Raw genomic sequence first — 15,929 nt, forward strand, 5'->3', positions numbered from 1 at the left:
TTGAAGCTGTAGTAACTAACAGTAAAGATTTGAATAGAAAGATGTAATGCCAGTCCTATAGCTCAGTTGGTTAGAGCGCTACACTGATAATGTAGAGGTCGGCAGTTCAAATCTGCCTGGGACTACAACACAAATAGAAAGATGAAATGAATAAGATAAGAGCTGTAAATCGAAAGGTTTATAGCTCTTGTTGCATTTATACATTTGATATACTAAATCAAAATAATTTAGTATATTCGTAAAGAACATTGTAATATCAATTTAACACAACTCAATCATGAACAAGAATCTCTTATATCTATTTTCTGGAATTATTTCGGCAACGTTCCTGCTCTTCACTTCTTGTAAAGGATGCGTTAAAGACACAAGCAAAAAAATTACTGAGGTAACAATGAGTGCAGCGGAAGGCGTAGCTGAAGCAATTGATGAAAATGGTGCATCATTAGCAGAAAAGACTGCTAATGCAGCAAATAGCATCGCGTTAGGCTTAGGACGCAGTTTAGATAAACAGCTTGATCAACATGCAGAGAAGGTCGCATCTATAGGCGGACGTACATTAGTACAAACTGTCGATGGTTTATTGAATGGGCTTGATAGCGAACTAAAAGAACACTATAGCACTATCTCCTACTCAGAGAATTTAGTTGAAGGTATCAAATTGGATTATATCGCTAAATATAAAAACGCTTCGTCGTTCGATGCTTATTTTATAATAAATCAAGAAGGCACTTATACTTGTACATTCGAATTCTGTGATACTGACAATAATGTTTTCCTAAAGAAAGAAGGCATAGCCACTAAAACAGAAGACAACGATTACAAATATACACTTATAAGCTTTGCTTTGACAAAAGAAGAAATACAGAACTATGAAAAAAATTTCAAAGAGATAAAAGTATCAGCAACCAAGCAGTAAAATTATTTGCAAATAATGTAATATATAATTGCACACATATCTAATATTTTGTACTTTTGTGCCTCAGATATTCAATTCACATATATAAATGAATATTTGAAACAATGCAAAAATTGAAAGAAAAATTATATTTAAAAAACGATAAAATCTAAAGGAACAGATATAACAAATATCTCGTTCCTTTTTTATTTTAATACTTTTGTAAGATCAATTAAATAACTCATTAATAATATATAGATAATCAAAGATGCAACAAGACAAATCGATCAAACTTATTCTTGACGACGGAACTGTATTCGAAGGAAAATCTTTCGGAGCAGAAAAGCCTAACTCGGGCGAAGTTGTATTTAGTACAGCAATGGTAGGCTACCCAGAAAGCCTTACAGATCCTTCATACATGGGACAGTTACTAGTAGTAACTTTTCCTCTTGTCGGGAATTATGGTGTTCCAGCTAATACCACAACAGATGGTATTTCAACATTCTTCGAATCTGAAAAGATCCATGTAAATGGATTGATCATATCGGACTATTCACACGAATACTCTCACTGGAATGCAAAAAAGAGTTTGGGCGAATGGCTTAAAGAGAATGATATACCTGGAATATATGACATCGATACACGTGAACTAACTAAAATGATCCGCGAAAAAGGATCAATGAAAGGCAAGATCGTATTTGAAAATGAAAATGAAGTAGATTTCTACGATCCTAATTCGGAGAATCTAGTAGCTGCAGCATCTTGTAAAGAAGTTATCACATACGGAAACGGATCTAAGAAAGTAGTACTAGTAGATTGTGGAATCAAACACAACATCATCAGATGCCTTCTTAAATACGATGTAACACTGATTCGTGTGCCATGGGACTACGACTTCAATGAAATGGAATGGGATGGTTTGTTCATCTCTAACGGACCAGGCAATCCTGACTATTGCGATATAACAGTTGCCAACATCAGAAAAGCAATGGAACGCAACAAACCTATTTGCGGTATTTGCATGGGGAACCAACTACTAGCTAAAGCTGGAGGTGCAAGTACATACAAATTGAAATACGGACACCGTAGTCACAATCAACCAGTAAGAATGGTAGGCTCGGAAAGATGCTTCATTACATCTCAGAATCACGGATATGCAGTATCAAACTCATCTCTAGGTCAAGATTGGGAACCACTATTCGTGAATCTGAATGACGGAACCAACGAAGGAATTCAGCACAAGACCAAACCTTTCTTCTCGGCACAATTCCACCCCGAAGCGGCAAGTGGTCCTACTGATACAGATTTCATTTTCAAAATGTTTATAGATAAATTATAATCCACCATATAAATCAGAAAGTATAATGGATATAGATGTAAAAAAAGTATTAGTCCTTGGTTCAGGAGCTCTTAAGATCGGTGAAGCAGGCGAATTCGACTACTCGGGATCGCAAGCTTTGAAGGCTTTGAAAGAGGAAGGAATCGAAACAGTACTTATCAACCCAAACATTGCCACAGTACAAACTTCGGAAGGCAGTGCTGACAAGATTTATTTCTTGCCTATCACTCCGTACTTTGTAGAAAAAGTTATACAAAAAGAGAAACCTCAAGGTATCTTACTAGCTTTTGGTGGACAAACAGCATTGAACTGTGGGGTTCAGTTATTCGAAACTGGAATCCTTGAAAAATATAACCTGCGCGTACTAGGTACTCCAATCCAAGCGATCATGGATACTGAAGACCGTGACTTGTTCGTTAAGAAACTTGACGAAATTGATGTTAAAACTATCAAAAGTCACGCTGTAGGGACAATCGAAGATGCAGTAAAAGCAGCAGAAGAACTTGGATATCCGATTATCATCCGTGCAGCATACGCACTTGGTGGACTAGGATCAGGCTTCTGTGACAATGAGCAAGAACTTCGTGCATTGGCTGAAAAAGCACTTGCATATTCTTCTCAACTCTTAGTTGAAAAATCGCTAAAAGGGTGGAAAGAAATCGAGTACGAAGTTGTTCGCGACAAATACAACAACTGTATGACAGTTTGTAACATGGAAAACTTCGACCCACTTGGAATCCACACCGGAGAGAGTATCGTTGTTGCTCCATCGCAAACACTAACAAACTCGGAAGTACATAAACTTCGTGAACTTGCTATCCGCATCGTTCGCCACATCGGAATCGTTGGGGAATGTAACGTACAATATGCATTCGACCCTGAATCGGAAGATTACCGCGTGATCGAAGTAAATGCACGTCTTAGCCGCTCATCAGCTTTAGCGTCTAAAGCGACTGGATATCCATTGGCTTTCGTTGCAGCTAAACTTGGACTAGGATATGGTTTATACGAGTTGAAAAACTCTGTTACTAAATCTACATCTGCATTCTTCGAACCAGCACTTGACTACATCGTAGTAAAAATACCTCGTTGGGATTTAGGTAAATTCCACGGAGTATCGAAAGAAATCGGTTCGAGCATGAAATCGGTTGGTGAAATCATGGCAATCGGCCGTACATTCGAAGAAGCTATACAAAAAGGTCTTCGTATGATCAACATCGGAATGCACGGATTTGCGGCCAACAAAGATCTTGAAGTAGATGACTTAGACTCAGCTCTTAAAAATCCTACCGACAAGCGTATCTTCGTTATCGAGAAAGCATTCAAACTAGGATATACAGTTGATCAGATTCACGATCTAACTAAAATCGACCGCTGGTTCTTACAGAAATTGAACTATATTTTCAGATGCTCGAAAGAAATAGAAAGATACGACGATATCAAGTCGCTTCCTGTTGATCTGCTCCGTTCGGCTAAGAAAATGGGATTCTCTGACTTCCAGATTGCAAAATTGATCTGTAAAGATTCGAACGCTGCAGAAGAAGCTTCTCTTGAAGTACGTCGCCAACGTAAAGCATACGGAATCGTACCTTGTGTAAAACAAATCGATACGCTTGCAGCAGAATATCCAGCTCAAACAAATTATCTATATATCACATACAATGGATCGGCTAACGATGTTAAATATCTGGGCGATCGTAAATCGATTATCGTTCTTGGTTCGGGTGCATACCGTATCGGATCATCGGTTGAGTTTGACTGGTGTTCGGTAAATGCTCTTCAGGCTGTACGTAAAGAAGGTTACCGCTCGGTAATGATCAACTATAATCCTGAGACAGTATCGACTGACTACGATATGTGTGATCGCTTGTACTTCGACGAATTGACATTCGAACGTGTAATGGACATCATCGAGTTGGAAAACCCTCACGGAGTTATCCTTTCGATGGGTGGACAGATTCCTAATAACCTTGCTCTTCGCCTCGATCATCAGAAAGTAAATATTCTAGGTACTTCTGCCAAGAATATTGACAATGCGGAAGATCGTCACAAATTCTCGAGCATGCTTGATAGAATCGGAGTAGACCAACCTCGTTGGAAAGAACTTACTTCGCTAGGCGATATCAAAGATTTCGTAAAAGAAGTTGGATACCCGGTATTGATTCGTCCTTCATACGTACTTTCGGGTGCTGCGATGAATGTTTGCTCGAATGACCAAGAACTTGAAAACTTCTTAAGCCTTGCTGCAGAAGTATCTCAAAAACATCCGGTTGTTGTAAGTGACTTTATAGAGAATGCTAAAGAGGTAGAATTCGATGCAGTTGCAAACAATGGCGAAATATTGATGTACGCTATATCTGAACACGTTGAATTTGCCGGAGTTCACTCGGGCGATGCAACAATCCAGTTCCCTGCTCAACGCTTGTACGTAGAAACTGTACGTCAAATAAAGAAAGTAGCTCACAAGATTGCAAAAGAATTGCAAATCACTGGTCCTTTCAACATGCAGTTCCTTGCGAAGAACAACGGTGTGCGAGTAATTGAGTGTAACCTTCGTGCTTCACGTTCATTCCCATTTGTATCGAAAGTACTTAAGATAAACTTCATCGAACTGGCAACTAAAGTGATGATGGGTCTACCAGTTGAGAAACCGACAAAAGACATGTTCGATCTTGACTATGTTGGAATCAAAGCTTCACAATTCTCATTCTCTCGCCTGCAAAAAGCTGACCCTGTATTAGGAGTGGATATGGCTTCGACCGGAGAGGTAGGTTGTATCGGTGATGACTTCTACGATGCAATGTTGAAATCAATGCTTTCGGTTGGATACCGTGTTCCGAAGAAATCGGTTCTATTCTCAACAGGTCCTGCTAAATCGAAAGTTGATCTTTTGGAATCAGCTCGCCTACTCGCTCAGAAAGGATATGATATATATGCAACTAGCGGATCGCAAAAATTCCTAGTAGAAAATGGAATCGATGCAAAACTAGTATACTGGCCATCGGATGATATGCAGCCAAATGCATTGGAAATGATTCAGAACAAAGAAATTGATATGGTAGTGAATATCCCTAAAAACTTCACTTCGGTAGAGTTAAGTAATGGATATAAGATTCGCCGTGCTTCGATTGACTATAACGTTCCATTGCTAACAAACTCACGTCTGGCGGCTGCATTTATTCAATCGTTCTGCAAATTGAATGTTGATGAGCTTGAAATTAAAGCTTGGGACGAATACGAATAGTAGATCGCCTACCCTATAACACGAAAAGCTTCGAGAAAATTCTCGAAGCTTTTTTATTTGACATTGCGATTGATTTACTTTTTCACGGCTTTAGCAGTATCGCTTTCGGGATACAATGAACACCACCAACCGGTTTCACCTTTCAACCAATAGTCGAACCAAGCCATTACAGAATTCATCCAATCGATACGATGCTGATATTTAGCAATCACATGATTTTCTCCTTTCACTCGGATATGTTCAACAGGTTTACCCAATATTTTCAAAGCAGTGTACATTTGAAGACTTTCGCCCGGAGGAACATTCGTATCATCAGTACCATGCATTAATAGAATAGGAGTCTTAACCTTATCGGCACTGAATAACGGACTTTGCTTAACATATAAATCCGTATTATTCCAAGGGTAACTGTGAGCACTTGCTCCCGAACTATATGTATATCCCCAATAACCTTCTCCCCAATAGCTTGTTATATCGCTGATTCCTGCATGAGACATTGCTGCAGCAAAGATATCAGTACGAGTCTGAAGATACATCGTCATAAATCCGCCATAAGAAGCACCTAGACAGCCAACTTTGCTTGCTTCAACAAATGGATGTTCTTGTATAAATTTCTTCGTTCCTTCAATTATATCCTCCGCTGTACGTTTTCCCCAAGCATTGACATGCATTGCCGAGAATTTCTGTCCATAACCTATCGCTCCACTCGGATTAACTACATATACAACGTACCCCATTGCTGCATACAGATGTGGAGGATAGTTATGCTCATAAGAACGCGCCGTAGGGGTTGTTCCTCCGTAATAATAAACTAACATCGGATATTTCTTCGACGATTTAAAATTAGGAGGCAAGTAATAACGTCCTTCGATAGTTACCCCTGCCGAACTTTTAAAATTCCAATCACCATATTTACCAAATTCAATTTCCGATAATTGTTTTGCAAATGGATCACTGATTAGTTTTGATTCTTTTCCATCCAAGTCATATGCATAGGCACGAGTGGTATTAGCTATGCTCGTACCGAAATAGATTGCACTTGAAGACTTTTTAGCAGGATAGAACGCTCTGATAATCTCTTCGTTCAGATCTAACTTTGTATATTCTTTTGATGAAGTATCGTATTTATAAACATTGACACAATCACGATCGGTAGTAGTGAAATAAATCAGTCCATCATACTCATTCCATGAAGCATTATTTATACTCGGATCAAAATTCTTAGTTATAGCCTCAACCTGCTTAGTTGACAAATCCATAATAAAGGCTTGCGCATCATAACTATTTGCAATCTGCTTCTTGTCGATGTTCAACCCTACTCCACCAAACGCTTCTGGACCTCCGGTAATCAGTAGCTTCTTATTATCAGGAGAGAAAGACACTCCACCGATAAACGTTTCGTCAGTCCATAGAGTATCCAATCTCATTGTTTCAAGATTCAAATTATACAATGATGACACATAGAACGGACGAGCTGTTATTTTTCTTTTCGAAACAGATAAAAGCATATTCTTAGAATCGGAGCTAATATCACGTATTCCTGCACTATTATTCCCAAATGTCAGCAATTGCGATAGTCCAGTTTCCAAATCATGACGATAAATAAAATAACGATCTCTAAATCCGGCTTGCTGATCCTCAGGAGCTAAAAGAAGTTTAAGATCATTTTTAGGCTGTTCTCCTTTTTCTTCTTTCATATAGTATAGCGTTTTCTCATCGGGAGAAAACATGAACTGTTCATTTGGCACATTCTCAGCCAGCACTTTTTCTGATAATGTAGCCGGATCAATTTCTACCAATTTACAGACTTCGCCTTCTTTAGGCACATAATACATTTTATTTGTTGTAGGCATCCACGATAACATTCTCTTCGAACCATTAAACGCAATCTGAGTTTTGACTCCGCTTTTCAAATTATACAGATAAGTATATCTATCTGCTTTTTCGCCATAATTATGTACCTCTGTCAACAAACAATAATCTCCTTCAGGCGATATCTGCATTGAAGACACACGACGACCAGTGAGTACATCATTAAATTCGAACGGACGAGATGAGCTTTTCTTCGTCAAGATTTGAATTTCTTCATCTTTATCTTCTTTTTCAATAGTCGCCTTGAAAGCGGGATAAGAACTTTCGCGAGCTGTAGATAATAGTTTTACAACAATACGTTTATTATTTGGATAGGCAACTAAAGATGTCGTAACTGATTTCGCCGCTTTCAAGCTATCCTCTTGAGTAACTTTTGTTGCAACTAACTTGCCATCGACATAAACCTGCAGCATATTCGGAGAAGTTACCCTCAAAGTAGTTTTAGCATATGACGGTGAAGAGGCATAAAACGACAACAGATTAAGAGTTCCATTCTCAGCAGGTCTATGCAACTTAAAATAGCCGGCAGTATCTGCTTTTATTATTCGAGTAAACTTGTCATGATCAGGAACTGATAAGGGCATCTTCAGAAGATTGGCACTCGTAAATTTTTCACCTTTCATATCAACCGAATCTATCATTATCGGATTCAGCACTGTTACCGGATTCAGACCGTATATCTCAGTTATATTTTGCGACTTCTGCGCCAATGCACTAAGTGAGAAAAGTACTAGAAATGCAATTAATAGTGATTTTAAATTCATCAAAAAAGTTTTTTATATAATAAGCGGTATTGATTCTTTATGACAAATATAGGAATATTTATCTATCAATACCGCTTCAATATAAATCAGACTAACTATTCATCTGCATTCTGATTATCATCATCACGATCTTTTGTTCCACTCAAATTGTACCAATCAATTTTACGAGAGACAAACATCACTATTGCCAAAGCAAAGAAAAGGCCAATTGATCCAAAGAGTAGCGCTAAATCTTCGAGCTGCAAAATGACATACAAATAAAGATAAAGCATTACCAAAAAACTACCCATCATTAAAGTTTGCTTACGATTTGAGAATATTGATAATGTATATGCTGATATTAAAGATATTATAGCAATGGATGATATAAGATATGCCCAATCAAATCCGACATGCTCGGATAATGCAAGTAATAATGTATAAAATAAGATTAATCCACAGCTGACCAATATATATTGCATTGGATGTATTCGTTTCCGACTAATCAACTCAACCAAGAAAAACACAAGAAATGTCAACGCTATGAACATGACAGCATATTTCACGGCACGCATATTCATCTGATAATCATTTACTGGATAACGAAGGTCTATTTCCACAAGTTCGTTATTAACATCAATATGCGAATTCAAGTCTCCAAAATTTTCTGTGTATATATCCCATTGTGCACTAAAACCATTCTCGAAATGACGTTCTGTAGGCAAAATAGTACCACCAAAAGATACTGTTGCCCAATTTGATTTCATATCTATATGTGTATTCTTTGCATAATTATTGAATATCAAGTTCTGAGTTCCATTGACAACTAAATCAAATTCAAAATTAACGTCTTGAGCTGGATCGACATCTTGATTAAAGACTCCAGAAATAACCAGTCCATTCAAAATCATTGAATTATCTTTTCTTTGGTTTTTTGCTTGAATTTTTCTACCATTTATATCTGCTATAACTTCATTCTTCAACCCACGCATACTAGTCATTGAGACTATAATATATGCTTCATCATATAGAATCTGCTTAGCTGAAATCATTTTCTTCTGCTCATCAGTAAACTTAAATGAGCCTTTCAGATTCATTTTACTTTGATAGACTAGTGTTTTAAACATGGTCCTGGCACGTTCCTCGGCAGAGATGTCACCTACAATACTGATTTCATCAGCTGCAAAATACAGATTTTTCTGAATTACTTTCTTGTCTTTTTCTTGTCCTTTAACACCATCCATCACCCATTCTTCTTCGACATAAGGCAATACCAAAATAGGGCCTTTAATCTCTTGACGCCCTCCTCCCCATTTTTCACCAATTTCTTTTTCTACTTCTGTTTGTGCAGCACTTCGCTCTCCAATAAGCGATTTAACAAGCTCAATAGGCAATAATAATACGACTACCATTGCTGTTACAACCAAAGCTTTAATTGTAATGTTGTTTGTATCCATAACAAATATATTTAATAAATTAAAAGAACTTTGAATTTCAAAGTATATAAATAAAAAAAATTATAACGGATTAATTAATTTTTCAAGTGCATCGATATGTTCTTTAAATAGTTTTGCTCCCAGTGCTGTTATCTCATAAGAAGTGTTAGGCTTCCTGCCAATAAATTGCTTCTTGACTAAAATAACTTGCTCTTTCTCTAAAGCCTTAAGGTGACTTGCTAAATTTCCATCCGTAATATTCAATAATTCCTTCATAGTATTGAAATCAACACTATCATTGACAGCCAAAACAGACATAATGCCCAATCGGACTCGGCTATCGAAGATCTTATTCAATCCGGATATAATATCTTTCATACTCAAGCTATTTTATCCGTTCCAGATTTGTCATATCTATAATACATTACAATACCATAAACAATATGTAACAAACCAAAACCAATAGTCCAAAAAAGTAATCCATTATAAATGAATATACCAGCAAGAAAACCTAATATAATCTCGGAGAAACCTAAGACTCGTATATCTTTATATGTACGAGAACTTGCATTGATCAGTGCTAACCCATAAAAAATCAACATAGCTGAAGCGACCATATGCGTAGCATGATTATAAATTAATAAGATGCTAAATATTCCTCCCGTAACCATTGGAATAGCAAAGTCGGCTACAATTTGACGAGTCACTGGCATCCAAAATTTAGAATTCATTTTTTTTGCCTTACGAAGAGAAAAGTAATAACCAACAGAAGCGGCAAGTATAATCACAATCGAAGCAATGAAAGTAAGATCAAAGAGATAATTACCCAAAATGGACAATTTATCATTCAAGATAAGTTTAGCGCACAGCGCACCCAATATTGCAACCAAACCAGCACCAATACCAGAAAATCCGCTTAATGAAAGGAACTTGGTTGACCGTTCCATCATCAAACGTATATGCTTTAAATCATCTTTATTTGCTTTCATATCCTTCACTTTGAAATGCAAAGTAAATTATTATATTGGAAACATAGATACAATTACAGAAAATTAACACAAAGATTATAAATCAACTACCGTAATACCAGCACCACCAAACTGAACATGCTCGTCAGCAAAATGTGAAACACCCGGAACTGTACGGAGATAATCGCGAATAATCTGACGAAGGGCTCCGGTACCCGTTCCATGAAGAATACGAACACGCGATACTCCGACCAAGATTGCATCGTCGATAAAATACATCACAGCCTGCAAAGCCTCATCGCCACGCATTCCACGAACATCAATATCCTGCTTGAAGTTTAGTTTCTTTGCACGCATATCATCACTGACGGCTGCCGAAACTGTAGTAATCTTCATTTCGCGTTTAGTCTGAGTCTTACTCACATATTCTAAAGAATTGAGTTTCGTCGTAGTCTTTATCATACCAAAAGCAACAATAACAGTATTCTTACTAATCTCCATCACCTCGCCTATCGATGTCTGTCCTTTGATACGAACAAAATCACCTACTACGATCTCACGCTCTTTTATTTCTTTCTGAACAGGTTTGTTTTTTTGTTTATTCTTTAAACGATTGAGCTTATTAGCCAACTTCGTTGGTAGTTCGCTTTGTTTATCATCAAGCTCAGATTTAAATTCGTTCAGAGCAGTACGAGCAATTTTCGTTTTTTCTTTATCAGCCTGAGCTTCTTTTATCGTACGAATCGTATTTTCTATCTTAGCATTTGTTTCAGCCAACAACCTTTCAGCTTCAGCCTTAGCCTGACGAATGATTTCTTTGCGCTGCTTTTCGACATCTTGCAAATCGCTTTCGTAAGTGGCAGTAATCTCTTCGAGATGTTTTTCTTTATGACGAATACTCTGACGCTTGGTCTCCCAATAACGCTTATCACGCACAATATCCTGAAGATATTTATCCATATTGATATAATCGCTACCAACAATTTCAGAAGCATCAGCAATTACATCTTCGGGCAAACCAATTTTTCGAGCAATCTCTACGGCAAACGAGCTTCCTGGGTTTCCAATTGAAAGCGTAAATAATGGCTGCATCAAATGACGATCGTAAAGCATTGCACCATTAACCACACCTTTATGCTCGTTTGCAAAATGCTTCAAGTTCTGATAGTGCGTAGTTATCACACCAAATGCACCACGATCATTAAATCGTTTCAATAACGACTCAGCAATAGCGCCACCTATCTGAGGTTCTGTCCCACCACCAAATTCATCGATCAGAAGAATAGTCTTTTTATCACAATTTTTGACAAAGAATTTCATATTCGTCAAATGTGAACTGTAAGTACTCAAATCGTTTTCTATAGACTGCTCGTCACCTATATCAATGAATATATGATCAAATATTCCCACTACCGAACGTTCATCCAAAGGAATCAGCATCCCGCATTGAATCATATATTGAAGTAATCCTACAGTCTTAAGACAAACTGATTTTCCTCCGGCATTCGGACCAGATATGATCAACAAACGCTTGTCATCTTCTAATTCAATATCGAGAGGTACAATTTCGCGATTTTGCTTACGATGCGATAAGTATAGCAATGGATGCTTTGCCCTATACCAACGAACAATAGTCTTGTCTTCCATCGTTGGTTTAATCGCATCTATATCCAGAGCAAACATGGCTTTAGCCCTGATAAAATCTATCTGAGCCAAAAACTCATAAGAATATAAAATATCTTCGATCAGCGGGCGCAGTTCATTCGTAAAACCTACTAATATGCGGATGATCTCGCGACGTTCTTCACTTTCCAACTCACGAATCCGATTATTAGCCTCAACAACCTCTGCCGGCTCTACAAAAACAGTCTTTCCTGTTGCCGATTCGCCATGTACAATACCTTTAACCCGACGTTTAAATCCCGGTGCGATAGGAATAACCAAACGACCGTCACGCATCATTGGCGAAACATCTTTATCTACCAATCCCTCATTCTGAGCTGCGCGAAGTATAGCATTCAAACTTTTAGATACACCGCTTGATATGCTCAATATCTCGCGTCGAATACGTAATAACTCGGATGAAGCCGAGTCTTTTATTTTACCGAATTTATCGAGAATAATATCTATTTGTTTTAGCAATTGAGGAAATATTGCAACTTCTCCGGCTAAAGCACTTAGATGTGGATAAGGAGTATTATCATCCTCATCTTTCGCAAAAAAAGTAACAATATCTCTGATAGTCTGTAACGATCGGCGAAGATCAAACAAGCCACTCTCGTCAATCCAAGTTCCTTCAACATGCAAGCCCCGCAATGCCGGACGCACATCTATAAAATAATTGGACGGAAAATCGTCCTCTTCTTGAATAATACGTATAAACTCCTCTGTTTCGCTAAGTAAAGTATTGATAGTCGAAAAATCAGATAAAAAATTCATTTCGTCTATTTTTTCACTACCCAAACTGCTTAAACATTTGGCTGCTAACAATTGGCGTACTTTATCGAAGCCTATCTTGATCTCAAAATTATCGGGATAAATCACTGTTGTTCAGTTAAAATTTTCAGAATGCAAAGATACAACAAATCAAAGTTATTCGACAAATGATACCTAATAATAGTGACATCGGGTATTATTTATAACAAGGTATTGTGATTGATACAAATTCCATTTTAACATAATTTTGTGAATTCCAAAAACAATACCTAATGATCCAAAAATTACTTATCCTATTATTTGTGCTGGCATCAAGCACAAGTGCTTTCTGCCAAAAATCCCATTTGAGGGGACATGTTACTGACACCGAAACCGGAGAAGGTTTTCCCTACACCACAATTGTCGTAAAAGGTACAAATATTGCTACGTCAACAGATTCTGATGGGAATTACTCGTTGAACAATCTTCCCAAAGGCCTCACGACATTGATTGCACACATTTCGGGCTATAACAAAGAAGAGCAAAGTATAGAGCTGAATGAAGGCGAGAACATTCTGAACTTCACAATAAAACCATCAAAAGTGGCTCTTGATGAAATCGTCGTAACGGCAAATCGCAATGCAACAAAACGCAAAGAAGCTTCTGTCATTGTAGGAATTCTTGACGAAAAACTCTTCGAAACAACCAGCTCTTGCAATCTGGCTGAAGGCTTGAATTTCCAGACCGGATTACGTGTCGAAAATAACTGCCAGAATTGTGGCTTTCAACAAGTCAGAATCAACGGACTTGAAGGTCCTTATTCGCAAATACTAATCGACAGTAAAGCAATATTTAGCTCGTTGGCAGGTGTATATGGCATCGAACATATTCCTAGTAATATGATCGACCGTGTAGAAATTGTTCGTGGCGGAGGCTCCGCCCTATTCGGGTCGAATGCCATAGGAGGTACAATTAATATCATCACTAAAGAGCCATTGAGCAATGGTTTCTCGGTAAGCGAAACGATATCTCTCATAGATGGTAATTCTCCAGACAATGCAGTTAACATAAACGGAAGTCTAATAACAAAAGATCGTAAAGCAGGAATTTATTTATTCTCAATGTTCAGAAACCGAAAAGCTTGGGATGCTGATGATGACGAATTTTCAGAGCTAGGAAAACTGGATTCAAATAGTGGAGGATTTCGCTCTTTCTACAAACCTACACATTTCAGTAAACTGACACTTGAGTATCACCGCATCAAAGAAGATCGTCGCGGAGGAGATCATTTGCATCTGCAACCTCATCAAACCCAAATCACCGAGATGGCTAATCACAGCATACATGGTGGAGGAATCAATTATCAGTTGTATAGCCCAGATTATAAGCACAGTTTCAATATATATACCTCTTTGCAAGACGTAAAACGTGATACTTATTATGGAGCCGATTATGACGAAGATGCTTATGGCAATACTTCAGACATCACAGTTGCTTCTGGTGCGCAATATGCTTACAGCTTCGACAAGCTATGGTTCATGCCTTCGCAGCTAACTGCTGGATTTGAATACCACTACGATAATCTTCACGATGAAATGATTGGTTATAAACGTGATATCAAACAGATCACTCGTATTTATGGTGGATATTTCCAAAATGAATGGAAGGACGAACGATGGACGCTATTATTAGGAGCAAGACTTGACAAACACAATCTAATTGATAATGCAATTTTCAGTCCACGAGTAAATATCAGATACACACCTATCAAGCCGTTAATTTTCAGAGCAAGCTATGCTGCCGGATATCGCGCACCTCAGACATTCGACGAAGATTTGCATGTCACTGCCGTTGGAGGAGCCGTAACACTGATAAGCAATTCAAAGGATCTGAAACCTGAATATTCGCATAGTATCAGCGGTAGTCTCGATTATACTTTCGAGATTGGCTCATGCGATTTCAATATTGTAATTGACGGCTTCTACACCAAGCTTGATGATGTTTTTTACCTTGCCAAAATAAATAAAGACGCACAAGGAAATACCTTGAAAGAGCGCAGAAATGGAAGTGGTGCAACTATTAAAGGCATCAACCTTGAGATGCAAGCAAGACCAACCAATTGGATCGAGCTTCAAGGAGGATTCACTTTCCAACAAAGCAAATATAAAAAGGCTATTGCTTGGAATGTCGACATCGAAGAAGACGGTATAGAATCTGCTCTTTTTACGAAAAAGCTAACCAGAACGCCTGATTATTATGGATTCTTAGCTGCCAATATCAATCCTACTAAACAGTTCATGATTTCGCTCTCGGGCAATTATACGGGTAGTATGTATGTACCTCATCTTGCAGGATACATAGAAGATGACATACTGAAACACACCAAAGATTTTTTCGATTTAGGGATACGTCTTGCTTACGACTTCAAGCTGACAAAAGAACTAACCATACAAGTCAATGGCGGTGTAAAAAATGCATTCAACAGTTTCCAAAAAGACTTTGACAAAGGCATGCTTCGCGATGCAGGATATATGTATGGCCCCGGATTACCCAGAACATTTTATCTTGGAATAAAAATGGGTATTTTTTAATGTAAATATTTTATATTTGCATCCGAAATATGATTAAGCAAATCGTTTTTGTCGGATTGGGAGGAGCCACCGGAAGTATATTCAGATTTCTGATGTCGGCGTACATAAGCAAATTCAGCTTTATGGGATTCCCCTTGGCTACATTCCTCATCAACATCATCGGATGTTTTTGCATCGGATTATTCAGCAGCTATTTCCCTTCGAATGACAATTTACGCTTTTTACTTATTGTCGGATTCTGCGGCGGATATACAACATTTTCAACTTTTGCCTTCGAGAATCTGAATCTTATACAGAACAATCAAATTGCAATTGCAATAATATACACTTTGCTTAGTGTTTTACTTGGACTATTGGCCGTATGGCTCGGGGTTCAGGTCAGCAAATGATCTTAACATTGGATAATGTTGGACATACAACAAAACG

10 protein-coding genes and 1 tRNA gene are annotated in these 15,929 nt (G+C 37.9%); 6 read left to right on the forward strand and 5 right to left on the reverse strand.

The window, feature by feature from the left end:
• Positions 1 to 51 precede the first annotated feature (51 nt).
• From C1A06_RS14035 to carB, 4 genes are all read left to right on the forward strand, one after another.
• Positions 52 to 125: transfer RNA gene (locus C1A06_RS14035), tRNA-Ile, on the forward strand.
• A gap of 152 nt (positions 126 to 277) precedes the next feature.
• Positions 278 to 916, forward strand: coding sequence for a hypothetical protein (locus C1A06_RS14040; protein WP_101690776.1), 639 nt, complete (start codon positions 278 to 280; stop codon positions 914 to 916).
• Between the two features lie 247 nt (positions 917 to 1,163).
• On the forward strand, positions 1,164 to 2,234 hold the full coding sequence (gene carA / locus C1A06_RS14045; RefSeq protein WP_101690777.1) for a glutamine-hydrolyzing carbamoyl-phosphate synthase small subunit: 1,071 nt from the start codon (positions 1,164 to 1,166) through the stop codon (positions 2,232 to 2,234).
• Between the two features lie 25 nt (positions 2,235 to 2,259).
• Complete coding sequence (carB, locus tag C1A06_RS14050) at positions 2,260 to 5,478, forward strand: carbamoyl-phosphate synthase (glutamine-hydrolyzing) large subunit (RefSeq protein WP_101690778.1); 3,219 nt, start codon at positions 2,260 to 2,262, stop codon at positions 5,476 to 5,478.
• A 74-nt stretch (positions 5,479 to 5,552) separates the two neighbouring features.
• Here the strand turns inward: carB and C1A06_RS14055 are convergent, their stop codons facing one another.
• The 5 genes from C1A06_RS14055 to C1A06_RS14075 form a co-directional block, all read right to left on the reverse strand.
• The gene (locus C1A06_RS14055; protein WP_101690779.1) at positions 5,553 to 8,114 is read right to left on the reverse strand and encodes a S9 family peptidase; all 2,562 of its coding nucleotides are present in this window, start codon (positions 8,112 to 8,114) and stop codon (positions 5,553 to 5,555) included.
• A gap of 95 nt (positions 8,115 to 8,209) precedes the next feature.
• Entirely contained in the window at positions 8,210 to 9,550 is a 1,341-nt protein-coding gene (gene creD, locus C1A06_RS14060) for a cell envelope integrity protein CreD (RefSeq protein ID WP_101690780.1), read from the reverse strand.
• A gap of 60 nt (positions 9,551 to 9,610) precedes the next feature.
• The gene (locus C1A06_RS14065; protein ID WP_101690781.1) at positions 9,611 to 9,907 is read right to left on the reverse strand and encodes a winged helix-turn-helix domain-containing protein; all 297 of its coding nucleotides are present in this window, start codon (positions 9,905 to 9,907) and stop codon (positions 9,611 to 9,613) included.
• A gap of 2 nt (positions 9,908 to 9,909) precedes the next feature.
• Entirely contained in the window at positions 9,910 to 10,518 is a 609-nt protein-coding gene (locus C1A06_RS14070; RefSeq protein ID WP_101690782.1) for a hypothetical protein, read from the reverse strand.
• 75 nt (positions 10,519 to 10,593) lie between these two features.
• Positions 10,594 to 13,041, reverse strand: a complete 2,448-nt coding sequence (locus C1A06_RS14075) for an endonuclease MutS2 (protein WP_101690783.1) — start codon at positions 13,039 to 13,041, stop codon at positions 10,594 to 10,596.
• Between the two features lie 164 nt (positions 13,042 to 13,205).
• On the opposite strand from C1A06_RS14075, the gene C1A06_RS14080 reads away from it, so the two are divergent.
• Together C1A06_RS14080 and crcB are read left to right on the forward strand one after the other, a co-directional pair.
• Positions 13,206 to 15,503, forward strand: a complete 2,298-nt coding sequence (locus tag C1A06_RS14080) for a TonB-dependent receptor (RefSeq protein WP_101690784.1) — start codon at positions 13,206 to 13,208, stop codon at positions 15,501 to 15,503.
• Positions 15,504 to 15,532: 29 nt separating this feature from the next.
• Positions 15,533 to 15,892 (forward strand): fluoride efflux transporter CrcB, encoded by a 360-nt coding sequence (gene crcB / locus C1A06_RS14085; RefSeq protein WP_101690785.1) that lies wholly within the window; start codon positions 15,533 to 15,535, stop codon positions 15,890 to 15,892.
• Positions 15,893 to 15,929 lie beyond the last annotated feature (37 nt).

It is taken from the genome of Dysgonomonas massiliensis (assembly GCF_900240225.1).
Classification (GTDB): domain Bacteria; phylum Bacteroidota; class Bacteroidia; order Bacteroidales; family Dysgonomonadaceae; genus Dysgonomonas; species Dysgonomonas massiliensis.

Bases quoted from the DNA above. Each gene is read 5' to 3' on its own strand.
- C1A06_RS14040 (WP_101690776.1), top strand. From the start codon at position 278: ATGAACAAGAATCTCTTATATCTATTTTCTGGAATTATTTCGGCAACG.
- carA (WP_101690777.1), top strand. From the start codon at position 1,164: ATGCAACAAGACAAATCGATCAAACTTATTCTTGACGACGGAACTGTA.
- carB (WP_101690778.1), top strand. From the start codon at position 2,260: ATGGATATAGATGTAAAAAAAGTATTAGTCCTTGGTTCAGGAGCTCTT.
- C1A06_RS14055 (WP_101690779.1), bottom strand. From the start codon at position 8,114: ATGAATTTAAAATCACTATTAATTGCATTTCTAGTACTTTTCTCACTT.
- creD (WP_101690780.1), bottom strand. From the start codon at position 9,550: ATGGATACAAACAACATTACAATTAAAGCTTTGGTTGTAACAGCAATG.
- C1A06_RS14065 (WP_101690781.1), bottom strand. From the start codon at position 9,907: ATGAAAGATATTATATCCGGATTGAATAAGATCTTCGATAGCCGAGTC.
- C1A06_RS14070 (WP_101690782.1), bottom strand. From the start codon at position 10,518: ATGAAAGCAAATAAAGATGATTTAAAGCATATACGTTTGATGATGGAA.
- C1A06_RS14080 (WP_101690784.1), top strand. From the start codon at position 13,206: ATGATCCAAAAATTACTTATCCTATTATTTGTGCTGGCATCAAGCACA.
- crcB (WP_101690785.1), top strand. From the start codon at position 15,533: ATGATTAAGCAAATCGTTTTTGTCGGATTGGGAGGAGCCACCGGAAGT.